The 12206-nt window shown below is 39.1% G+C and carries 9 protein-coding genes; 4 read left to right on the top strand and 5 right to left on the bottom strand.

Annotation, left to right across the window (positions count from 1 at the left end; genetic code table 11):
- Position 1 precedes the first annotated feature (1 nt).
- Genes ACVWYN_RS03245 through ACVWYN_RS03255 form a run of 3 tightly spaced genes read left to right on the top strand, consistent with a single transcriptional unit; the run spans position 2 to position 4563 of the window.
- Entirely contained in the window at positions 2-841 is an 840-nt protein-coding gene (locus ACVWYN_RS03245; protein WP_457287385.1) for a hypothetical protein, read from the top strand.
- 50 nt (positions 842-891) lie between these two features.
- Positions 892-2718 carry a hypothetical protein gene (locus ACVWYN_RS03250; protein ID WP_457287386.1) on the top strand — a complete coding sequence of 609 codons (1827 nt, stop codon included), beginning with the start codon at positions 892-894 and terminating at the stop codon, positions 2716-2718.
- Between the two features lie 45 nt (positions 2719-2763).
- On the top strand, positions 2764-4563 hold the full coding sequence (locus tag ACVWYN_RS03255) for a hypothetical protein (protein ID WP_457287387.1): 1800 nt from the start codon (positions 2764-2766) through the stop codon (positions 4561-4563).
- Positions 4564-4568: 5 nt separating this feature from the next.
- Here ACVWYN_RS03255 and ACVWYN_RS03260 read toward each other — a convergent pair whose 3' ends face one another.
- The 5 genes from ACVWYN_RS03260 to ACVWYN_RS03280 form a co-directional block, all read right to left on the bottom strand.
- Positions 4569-5366, bottom strand: coding sequence for a glycoside hydrolase family 16 protein (locus ACVWYN_RS03260; RefSeq protein ID WP_457287388.1), 798 nt, complete (start codon positions 5364-5366; stop codon positions 4569-4571).
- A gap of 3 nt (positions 5367-5369) precedes the next feature.
- A complete protein-coding gene (locus tag ACVWYN_RS03265; RefSeq protein ID WP_457287389.1) occupies positions 5370-7460 on the bottom strand; it encodes a DPP IV N-terminal domain-containing protein in 2091 nt (696 codons plus the stop codon).
- Positions 7461-7510: 50 nt separating this feature from the next.
- Positions 7511-8575 (bottom strand): branched-chain amino acid aminotransferase, encoded by a 1065-nt coding sequence (locus ACVWYN_RS03270; protein ID WP_457287390.1) that lies wholly within the window; start codon positions 8573-8575, stop codon positions 7511-7513.
- 79 nt (positions 8576-8654) lie between these two features.
- Positions 8655-9953 carry an HAD-IB family phosphatase gene (locus ACVWYN_RS03275; RefSeq protein WP_457287391.1) on the bottom strand — a complete coding sequence of 433 codons (1299 nt, stop codon included), beginning with the start codon at positions 9951-9953 and terminating at the stop codon, positions 8655-8657.
- 3 nt (positions 9954-9956) lie between these two features.
- Positions 9957-10925 carry an NAD-dependent epimerase/dehydratase family protein gene (locus ACVWYN_RS03280; protein ID WP_457287392.1) on the bottom strand — a complete coding sequence of 323 codons (969 nt, stop codon included), beginning with the start codon at positions 10923-10925 and terminating at the stop codon, positions 9957-9959.
- Positions 10926-11001: 76 nt separating this feature from the next.
- On the opposite strand from ACVWYN_RS03280, the gene ACVWYN_RS03285 reads away from it, so the two are divergent.
- A complete protein-coding gene (locus ACVWYN_RS03285) occupies positions 11002-12183 on the top strand; it encodes a formimidoylglutamase (protein WP_457287393.1) in 1182 nt (393 codons plus the stop codon).
- Positions 12184-12206 lie beyond the last annotated feature (23 nt).

Consider the following 12206-nt stretch of genomic DNA (forward strand, 5'->3'; position numbering starts at 1 on the left):
TATGAAAAGACCTGTTTCTTTATCAGGGATGCTTCTTATCCTGATTTTTATGACTGGCTGTAAAAAGAATGTCCTAGAAGATGGCGTTTTCAATAGTCCACAATCTAGATACGAACTGGCGGTAGAAGGGGGCTTTAATACCCTTAAAGTAGACCAGTATATAAAGCTAACAAAACCGGCATTACATGCAGACTCGCTACCAACTCCAGTAAGTAAGGCCAGGGTAGTGGTCAATGATGGGCGTGTAGACATCATTTATTATGAAACCACTATAAAAGGTGTTTACAAGGGTGTTAGTCGTGGTGATCCAAATTATAATGGGGCATATAAGTTAACTATTAAGTTGAATGAAAAGACCTACACAGCAGTTGATACCCTTAGGCAGGTGGTAAATATTGTAGATGACTTTTTGCCACTATCAACCCGCGTGGTGGAAGACCAAAAAATTGAAGGCAATATACCAAAGCACACTTTCGGTTATGTCAATCCCAATAAATGGTATATCTCTTATGGTGAGATTCCTATTTGGAACCCAGCAAAGTTTGATCAAACCAAATACTATAGTTATACCCATTTCCTAGGCTCGCCTAATTCTCTGTATCCACTAAATAATCTGAAAAGGACGTTTAGTCTTAAGTCGGAAGAATTTATTTATATCTATAAGATTTCTTTGTCTGCTAAATACGCGCAGTATTTGTACTCGGTATTTATGGAGACCGATTGGAATGGCTTGTTTTCAGGTGTTCCGGTAAATATTGAAGGCAATATATCAGGCAATGTGCAGGGCTTTTTTTCCGTAGTAGATGTGGATGCGAGAAGATATCGCGCTAAAGAGCTATAACATTTTCATTATGGCCTTGATATTGTGTATGAATTTCCTATACACATTTTATGGATCAGCCGAAAAAAGGTAAGTATAAAGTAATTAAGTGGATAGGTGGTATTGTTGCTGCGCTATTACTCATTCTGGGTATTGCATCAATATACCTTAACGCCAAGTGGAAGCCTTTGCTTACTGAGAAATTGAAAAAGGGAGTACACGACGCTTCAGGAGGGTTGTATAGTTTGAATTTTGATGACATTCACATCAATATTTTTACAGGTAGCGCTACGCTTGATAGTGTATCTATCCTGCCAGATACGGTAGTTTTTAGGAAGTTAAGGGAAGCAAAAGTGGCATCGCCTAATCTATACCAGGTTAAACTGGCTCATCTAAAGATTAGTAGGGTAAGTATTTTAAAAGCCTATTTTAAAAAAATAGTGGAACTAAATGCGATAGTTCTTGATCAGCCATCCATCAATATTGTCCACTATAATATACCTAAAAAACCAGACACAGTTAAAGAGGAGAAGAGCTTATACCAACTCATTTCAGGTACTTTAAAGTCGATACATGTGAAGGCAATTAAAATTGTTGACGCCGATTTGGATTATATTAACGGGGCCACCTCAAGACCGCTAAACAGTATAAAGCATTTGAGTATTAATGTGAATGACTTGCTGATCGATTCTTTGTCTGCATCTGATACCACGCGCTTCTATTACACCAAGGATATAAATTTTCTGTTAACCGGATACCGCTCATTAGGCAAAGACAAGATGTATACCATTAAAGTGGATACCATCAGCGGTTCTGCTACAGGAAAAAATATAAAAGTGGTTGGTTTACAAATGATACCGATGTATCCAGACCTGGAATTTAGCAGGAAGTATACCTACGGGAAAGACCGATATGATTTAAAATTTGATCACCTTAACTTTTCCGGTGTAGATTTTAAAAGATTAAACAGTGAAGGAAGCTTGCACGCAGCCGCCTTATTAGTTGGCCCTGCCAAAGTAAATATTTTTGTAAACAGGGAATTGCCTGCGCCCCCTGGTTTGGATAAGGTCCGAAATTTCCCCCATATTGCTTTAAAGAGATTGCCGATACCTGCAATATTGGACACATTAAAATTACGCGGACTGGACATTGCTTATACTGAATACAATCCAATAAGTCAGAAGAGAGGCACCATCTATTTTAAGGATTTTGCTGGGAACATTTATAATTTAACCAACGATTCTCTGCAGCTGACCAAGAATAACCATGCGGTTGCCAATCTTCATGCACTCGTTATGAAAACGAGCAGGATAGATGTAAAGATGGATTTTAACCTGACAGCTAAAGATGCAGCGTTTAGCTATAGTGGGAAGGTTGGTCCGATGGATATGATGGTGCTTAATCCGGTTGCAAAGAATATGGGTCTGGTTGAAATTGCCAGTGGACAAATGCAGAAGACCGAATTTAATGTTAAGGCCAATCAATATGGCTCCACTTCTACTGTTGGGTTTTACTATACCAACCTAAAAATTAAATTGCTGAAAGAAGGGGAGAACGGGGAAAAGCCAAAAGAAAAGGGCTTATTGTCGTTCATTGCCAATAGCTTCCTGATTAAGGACGATAATCCTAAAAAGGGAGACGCGCCAAGGATAGCTCATGTTACTTTTAAAAGGACGCCAGCTGCTTCATTCTTTAACTTACTTTGGAAAAGTGTCTTTATTGGGATGCGTGAAAATGTAGGATTGGGTATAGTTCCTGTAAAAACTCCTGAACAGGCCATGAAAAAGGTAGAAGACAAGAAAGAGGAACGTAAGGCCAACCGGGAAAAGAAAAGGGAAGAGCGGAAAAAAGCGAAAGAAAAGAAAAAAGAGGAGAAAGAAAAGAAAGCAGGAAACTAGTGTTTTAGCAATGTAAAGCCGTATATTGTATTGCTTTGTTTGCTTATGCAGAAAAAAATCCGAAATAAATACAGTACGTTGAGATGGGTGCTGGGGATTATATCCCTTATTTTGATATTCGTGTTTTTTATGTCCCTCTATTTCAGTAATAAACTTAGGCCTGTTGTTCAACATGAACTGAAGAGCCTGATTATAAATGCTACGGACAGTCTCTATACAATTGAGTTTTCTAATCTTTCCTTAAATTTGCTTACACAAAGGGCAACATTGAAGGATGTAAAGCTTATTCCTGATACCAATATCTTTAAAAAACTAATTCGTCTTAAAAAGGCACCGAATAACATCTATTCAATAGAATTGAAGAAGTTATCCATCAATAATTTTAATCCTAAAAGACTGTTCAAGTATAGAAAATTAAATATTGAACGTTTGCTATTTGAGAATCCGGATGTAGTTATGGTAAACCAGCAGTTTGATTTCAATGAAAATAGTCCTTCCTATTTACAGAAATCTCCTTACGATTATATTTCTAAGTACTTGAAGGGATTGAAGATCGATGCGATTGAATTTAAAAATATTAGATTTAAGTACATACACAACAGTCCGGGAGTGAAGGAGGTAGATTCGATAGATAATCTAAATATTACCTTAAAAAACTGGGTAATTGATAAAGACTCTGATAAAGACCCCACCCGTTTATATGCTTTGCAGGATATCATTATCAATTTGAATGACTATAAATATGCGACACCAGATAGCCTTTATCACATTAGTCTGAATCGTTTAAATTTCAGTTCATCAAAAGGAAAGCTCAACATCAATAGCTTTAGTGTAATTCCCAGGTATGATGAGATGAATTTTGCGAAAGTGGCAGGAAATTCAAAAGAGCGCTATCATATTGAGATGAGTAATATTGACCTTGATGGCATTAATTTTCCGTTATATATTAGAAAACAGGAGCTTTATGCAACGCAGATGAATATTAGCAATGGTACCATTGATGTATTTAATAATAATTCTTTACCTGCAAACATTAAGATAAAAAACGGCAAATATCCTCATCAGCTGCTTCAGCAGGTGCGGGCGCCGTTGACTGTAAAGATTCTAACGCTGAAGGATGTTAATATCAGTTATGCGGAATACGATAGGGATAGTAAACAAAAGGGTAGAATTACTTTTGAGAAAACATCAGGTAGTATCAGCAACATTAGTAATGTTGACAAGATTAAGCAGAAGAATCCTTACCTATTTGCCAACATGACTACCTATATGATGGGTAAGGGTAAGTTGGATGTTAATTTTAGATTTGATTTACTGGAAAGCAATGGACAGTTTTCTTACCAGGGCACTTTGGGTGCGATGGATGGTAGGGCATTAAATAATGTAACGAAGCCGCTTGGCATGGTAGAAATTAAACGGGGTAAAGTTAAGCGGCTGGATTTTGATATTAAGGCCAACGATCAGACCGCCAAGGGAACCTTAAAGTTTGCTTATAATGACCTTTCTGTTGCGCTGATGAAGCGGGAGGAAAAAGATAATAAACTGGTAAGACAGGGATGGATCTCTCTATTGGCCAATGCAATGGTAATTAATTCAGATAATCCTGGTAGAAAGGGTGTGATGGTGGAGGCACCAGTTTATTATCAGCGGCCAGACACTGCATCTTTCTTCAGCTTTATCTGGCGAACGCTTTTTTCAGGTATAAAATATAGTGTGGGGCTAACACCACAAAAAGAAAAGGAAATAACCGTACAGGTACAGCGCTTTGAACAGATTAAGATAGATAGAGAAAAGCGCAAGCTGGAGCGTGCAAAACGGAGAGCAAGAGCAGCAAAGCGGCACTAGTGTTCTTAGTCCAGACGGAAGACCCTTACATAATCTACATAATACTTTTGTGGAAAAATACTATCGTCTATTGGTCCGCCCCATTCTCCGCCCACTGCGGTATTGATCAATAAATATAGAGGGCCGGTAAATGAATTTGCATAAGCGGTCTCAGGCGCTTTCATGCTAAAATAGAACTGATCATCAACAAATATTTTAATAGAATCTCCCTTTCTTTCCAGGCCGTAAACGTGGTATTTTTTATGGATATCTTCCAGTTGGATCTTATTTCCTTTGGAAGAGTGTTTATTGGATTGTGCCGATGAATTGTCCCACCAATGTAGGTTGGCATGAATGGTACTTGGTATGTGACCTACAAATTCCATAATGTCAAACTCCACACATTTTGGCCATCCAACCTGGTTAACGTTTGATCCCATCATCCAAAGGGCAGGCCAAATGCCCTTTCCAAACGGAAGCTTTGCCTTAATCTCCACTCTGATGTTACCTTCGAATCCCTTTTTGCCCAAGGTATTAATGCTTGCTGAGGTATACGCTGCATTCTTATAATTTTCTTTAAGGGAAGTGATCACCAATTTGCCATCTTTGACTTCAGCGTTTTCAAGCCGTTCTTTGGTGTAATATTGTTTCTCAGAATTTCTAACAAACCCCGTCTCGTAACCCCATTTTGAAGAGTCTGGCAGACCTTTGTAATTGAACTCTTCGCTCCAGATCAGTGTTTTCTTTTGCTTTGAATTGGTGGACTGGGCAAATGAATTTAAAGATAAAGTAAGGCCAATGGCCAAAATAGCGGTTATTTTCATGGCTTAATTTAAAAGTTCTTCCGGGACTGGTTTATTGAGTAGGTTTTGATAGTAGAATCTAATTCTTTCCGCTTTATCATGAGGAGCTTTAGCAGTCCCAAATCCGTGCCTGCTGCCTGGGTAAATCATCAGTTCAAAATGCTTATTTGCATTTTGAAGTTTATCTATCAATTGGATGGTATTCTGAACATGTACATTATCATCCATTTCGCCATGCATAATTCTGAGCAACCCTTTGTATTTATCTACATAGGTTAAGACAGAAGCGTTTTTATAACCCTTAGGGTTTTCCTGTGGCGTATCCATAAAGCGCTCGGCATAATTGGTATCGTAAAGCTCCCAGCTGGTTACCGGTGCTCCTGCATAACCATAGTCGAAATCATCAGCACCCATAGTTAGGGCAAGACAAGTCATGTAGCCGCCATAGCTATGGCCTGTTATCAATAGCTTTTTATTGTTAACCCAGGGCTTGGCCTTTAACCACCTTGCTGCGGTTGTGTAGTCTTTCATCTCCCATTTTCCAAGGTTTCTGTGCATTAATGCTACCCCCTCTTTTCCAAATTGGCCAGATGCCCGGTGGTCTACCGAAATTTGTATGATACCTTCTTTGCTCCACCATTGGTTGTCTGTTCCCTTCCATGTGTTGGTTACGGTACCAGCGTTTGGGCCGCCGTAAATACTCATCACTACCGGGTGTTGTTTCGTTTGGTCAAAATCAGTCGGATAAGTAATAACCGCGGGAAGATTATAGCCATCATCCGTAGGAATGGTAATCATTTCTGTTTTACCAAAATCATAGCTTGAAAAATCATCAGCTTTACTGTCGCCCAGTTCTTTAATTATTTTGCCCTTACTGGTTAAAAGTGTTCTTTTTGTAGGCGTAGATACGTTGGAGTAAGTGGTAATAAAACTTGATCCATTAGGAGACATCTGAATTTGATGGGTATAATTACCAAAAGTTAAGCGTTTCAGGTGATCACCATTGTAGCTTACACTATAGAAATCAGTAGTTGTTGAGGTCTCTTTTCTTGCAGTGAAGTAAATTACTTTATTTTTTTCATCTACGTGTACCAGATTACTAACCTGCCATTTACCACTGGTAATTGGATTGATGAGTTTACCATTCAAGGTATATAGGTAAAAGTGAGCCCAGCCAGTTTTGTCACTTTTAAGGATATAGTGTCTATTGTCTTTCAGGTATTCAATTCGCCCGGCAAAATCAAGGTCTACCCAAGAGGGTTGCTTCTCATCGTATATCTCTATTTTAGAGCCAGTTTTAGGATTAACAGCATAGAATTTCAAGTTGTTCTGTCCACGGTTCATCCATTGCACCATTAAATTACTACCATCAAAACTCCAGTAAGGCGTGCCGAAATATTGATCATCTTTCTCATTAAAATCTGCCCAGGTCACATCGCCGCCTGTGGTTTTTACAAAGCCAACCTTAACAGCGGGATTAGGATCGCCGGCTTTAGGATATCTTGTTTTCTCTGTATAACCATGCTGCCCCGTTGCGCCCACAATTGGAAACATAGGCACTTTGGTGTCATCAAAACGCATAAATGCAAGGTGTTTGCTATCGGGAGACCACCAGAAGGCTTTGTAATTGGTGGATCTGCCGAGAATCTCTTCATAGTACACCCAAGAAGAATAACCATTGTAGATCACATCAGTAGCATCTGCAGTGTATCTGATTTCCTTTAAAGAAGAAATTTCGACTGCGTATAGGTCGCTGTTGCGGGTAAAGGCTACATATTTGCCATCCGGAGAAAGTGTAGGGTTTCTTTCTAGGCCCCCAATATCTGTTAACTGTTTTGGCTCGTCTGTTCCATACTGTATATATAAATCATCGTCTTTACTGAAAACCTTTACATTGCTTTTTGGTGGTGGAGTATAGGATGATCTGGTGCCTGTTTTTATATCAACGGCGTATAGTTGTTTATCCATGGCATCAACTTCTGTATAGCGGCGGTCATCTGCCCAGCCCGTAATGCTGTTGATTGGTTTTGTTAGAGACGGCTGCCCCTTAAATATCTGATCAGCAGTAAGCTTTTTTAGCTGGGCCTGAACCTGAGCATTTAAAGAAAGCGACATGGTTAAACAAATTAGGAAGACTCTGCGCACAGCGTATATAGAGGGTTTTATTAAAGAATCCAGTTCCAACCAAACTCGTCCGGAATTAATCCATAACGAATATCGTTTAATGTTTTTGCTATTCCAGACGATATTGTTCTGGTTGATGGATCAGTTAAAGTATATATTTTTCCCTGGTAACCAATTTCTCCAATTGGAGTTACTGTTGCTGCAGTACCGGCTGCGAAAGCATCAGTAACACTACCATTTTCAATACCATCCAATATCTCTTTAACACTAACACGTCTTTCTTCTACTGTTATACCTTGCATCTTTGCAATCTTTATGATGGTATCCCTTGTCACACCGTCTAGTACTGTGCTTCTTACAGAGGGGGTTACCAATTTTCCGTTAATTACAAAGATTAGGTTTGCAGTACCTGCTTCTTCAATGTATTCATGTGATACAGCGTCAGTCCAGATCAATTGATCAAAGCCTTCTTTTTGAGCTTCTGCAAAAGGGTATAAAGAACGTGCATAATTACCAGCGGTTTTGGCAAAACCAACGCCACCTTCATCGGCACGTGTAAATTCAGTTTCTATCTTAATTTTTAAGGCTTTGCTGTAATAAGGCCCAGTAGGGGTAGTAAGCAAAGCAAAAATATATTTTTCTGATGGTCTAACACCCAGGTAAGGATCGGTAGCAAACATTACCGGACGAATATATAAAGAGTATCCATCCTGAGCGGGAACCCATCGCTCATCAATCTCTATCAGCGCTGCAATACCTTGCATGAAAATATCTTTTGTTATTGAAGGCATAGACATACGTGCTGCAGATTTATTGAAGCGCTCAAAATTCTTATCACCTCTAAATACACTGATCTTTCCGCTTTCCTGACGGTAGGCTTTCATGCCTTCAAATATGGCCTGTCCGTAATGCAATGCAGAAATGGCAGGAGACATTGGAATTGGCCCGTATGGTAAGATTTGAAGGTTTCCCCATTCGCCATTGTCATATTCTGCAATAAACATGTGATCAGAAAACACCTTTCCAAAAGGCAATTGAGAAAAATCAGTTACTGTTAACCTGCTTTCAGCAGCTTTGGTTATTGAAATATCCAATATATCGTTCATTATAGTAGTGCTTTAATGCAAAATTACGGAAAATTATCTATGTAGGAGAGGAGTAAGCAGATTTGTAATCAAAAACTAGTTAATACAATACCCTGAATTTTATGGTGTGTTCTATTTTTTTTAGTGATTTAAATAACTGATCGTCATACTGTGCATTAATATCTGTTATTACATAACCTATACTGGAATTGGTCATAAGAAACTGCCCTACTATATTGATGTTGTGACTGGCAAATACAGTGTTTACCTGTGCCATAATGCCAGGAACGTTTTTATGAATATGTATCAAACGATGGGACTTGTCTATTCTTGGTAGCTGCAGATTAGGAAAGTTATTGCTCAAATGCGTAGTTCCTGTATTCATGAAATCTATCATCCGCTTTGGAATGAAATTAGCATTTCTGGGGTTATTCTTAAGGTCGTCAAATACAACAATTCCTTTTTCAGTGCATGCTGCAAGGTCAATTTTTGTCTTTATGTTTCCAAGATAACCTACTGTTTTAAGCTTTACTGCACGAGCCAGCTGTTCAGCATCCAATTTCTCTCCCTCACCTAAAAGCATCATGTGTACATCGGCAACATATTTTTCTTCAAAAGAGGTTTTCTGGCGGATGGAAAATCCATCCTTCTTAAGCATTTCGACGCTTTCGGCAGGAGCTTCACCAATGATCAGGCATAGGATCCTATTCTTGGGATATGATATCGCCCTTGGCAGATTATTTACATACAGAAATTCGTCGAAGCTAGGGGTAACATGGTCGGCTTTTTCCACTATGCTCTCTCTTGATATATTTTCCGTAAAAGCATAGAATTTTTTAATGAGCCCACTCTCCCTTAACTGAAAATCAGAATACCCATCGCCGATACCGTATAAGTTCCCTTCCAGGTTCATCTGGCTAACCAGTTTTACCTTACCGCCCTCTTCGCTTAATGGATTAGTATGGTCATAATCTATGATTTTACCATCACCTGTGGTTACGAAGGTATTGGCATAAATATTCTCTTTTTTGATGTGATACTGGCTAACAACCGGGGTAATAAATTCTTTGAATCCACCTGAAACAATCAGAACTTCATCAGCATGGTCCCTGAAAAATGCAGCATTGCGGGAAAAAGAAGCAGAGACTTTCTTTTTAAGACGTGTAATCAGTTGTTTTAAATGGTCTTCGTTGGCCTCCAAAAGTTTTACCCTTTGGGCCAGGCTTTCTCCAAAGGAGAGTTTACCCTCCATAGCAAGATTGGTATAGTCTTCTATCTTTTGAAAAATGGCCTCCTTATCAGGATGTTTTTTTAAAGAGATACGGGCAAGTTCGTCTAGCGCTTCAACTTGAGTAAAGGTACTGTCAAAGTCAATGATGTAGTAGTTTTTTTGCTTCATTTTTTATAGTGACTTTAAGCTGTTGCAAACTTCCTGAATGCTTTGCTTAAGTGGTTTGAATTTTATTCCGATGGTATTTATAATCTTTTCATTGCAGTAAAGGCTCTCGTTTAGACTGCTTCTTGCCGCATCACTGGTTAAGGCTGCGGGTTTTCTGGTAAACAAAGCAGCAAATTTTGCGGCTCGCCATGCAACCCCCAACATCCAGGGCTTAGCTTCTTTATTAGGTGCCTTTACATTAAAGCCCTGTGCAATTTCGCTAAAAAATTGTTGATAATGATAGTTTTCTGCTGAGATGGTGAAGCGCTCATTACTAATCTTGCTATTCATCAGTGCGATCATGCTATTGGCAACATCATGTACGTCAACTATTCCTGTTGCGCCTTGAGTATAATAAGAGAGGCCGTCTTTTACCAGTTTGAAAATGGCACCACTACCTTTAAATCCTGCTCTTGCTCCGATTATTACTGATGGGTTAACGATTACGGCATCTAGCCCCTCTGCTATTCCTCTCCAAACCTCCATTTCTCCTTCATACTTAGAGATGGCATAGCTGTGAGCTTTAGCATCATATTCCCAAAAGTCTTTTTCTGTGATTAGTCCACCTTTACCAGCAATTCCCAGGGCTGCTACAGAGCTTACATGCAATAATCTTACATTGTTATCCACACATAGATTTACAATGTTGCTGGTACCTTCAATATTAATTTTGAGTAATTGCGACTTATCTTTAGGGTTAAATGATACCATGGCTGCGCAATGGTACACGCTTTTAATGCCCTCAAAGGCTTCTTCAAGCGCTGCAAAATCAAGAATATCTACCTCTACCCAGTCAATAAATTTGTTTTCTTTTATCAGCTCAGGTATTTGGGATTCCTTTCGTTTTAAAGCCCTTATGGGCACACCCGAGGTAGCTAGCTGATGTATTAGTTCTGATCCTAAAAATCCAGTGGCACCGGTAATTAATATCATTTCAATTTTTTAGGCAGGTTTATTTAAAAATATGAGCCCAAAAATAGATATTTGATGCCATACATTTAAATGCTATATGTCTTTATCCGATTTTTTTTCACCCCTATCTCCCGAAAAATATACGCCAAAGGGAGGGTTTTATACCAGTCAACTCGGGTTGAAAGCTACTTTCTTTACAGATAGGTTTCCCGAACTGGATGAGGAGAATTTCGATATTGCGATATTTGGGGTTCTGGAGGACCGAGCGGCAAGCAATAATGAAGGTTGTGCATTAGGGCCTGATTATTTCCGTGAGCAGTTTTACAGTTTAAATGAAGGCCCATATTCCGTACGCTTGGTTGATCTAGGTAATATAACGGCAGGTGCTACGCTTTCGGATACTTATGTGGCTTTGAAAATGGTCGTATCTGAATTGATTAAGCTGAATATTGTACCTGTAATTCTTGGTGGCGGACAAGATCTTACCTACCCACAATACCTGGCTTACGAATCGTTGGAGCAAAAAGTAGACCTTGTTGTGGTAGACAGTAAGTTTGATCTTGATGAGGAAGATCAGGAAGGGCTATCTGCACGGTCTGATACTTATCTAAATAAGATCCTGCTGCATCAGCCTAATTTTCTATTCAACTTTAGTAATATCGGTTACCAAACTTATTTTGTGAATCAGGAAAGCTTGAAAGTGATGAGTAAGCTTTTTTTTGACGTACATAGATTAGGGGAGTTTACTGAAGACATCTCGCCGGCTGAGCCTATAATAAGGAATGCCAATATGATTAGCTTTGATATTGGTTCTATCCGTTCATCTGATGCTGGCGCAAACTCAAACGCCAGTCCGAATGGTTTTTATGGCGAACAGGCCTGTAGGGTTGCGCGGTATGCAGGGATGAGTGATAAGCTAACATCCATAGGGTTTTATGAATTTAATCCGGCGTTTGACCAGAATGGGCAAACCGCTATGCTCCTTGCACAAATGGTGTGGTATTTCATAGATGGCTTTTATAACAGGAAAAAGGATTTTCCATTGATGCCTAAATCTCAATATCTAATTTACCGTGCTAGTCTAAGCGATGGAACAGGAGAGATGCTGTTTGTAAAAAGTAAAAAGTCCGACCGATGGTGGATGCAAGTACCCTATCCAGTGGGTGTTTCTAAAAATGAGCGTTATCATTTGGTTCCATGCAGGTATGAGGATTATACCATTGCGGTAAATGGAGAGATGCCGGACCTTTGGTGGCGTACCTATCAAAAACTACTATAATTTTACATTTGAGGCTTATTTTT

It is taken from the genome of Pedobacter sp. UYP24, from assembly GCF_054057295.1.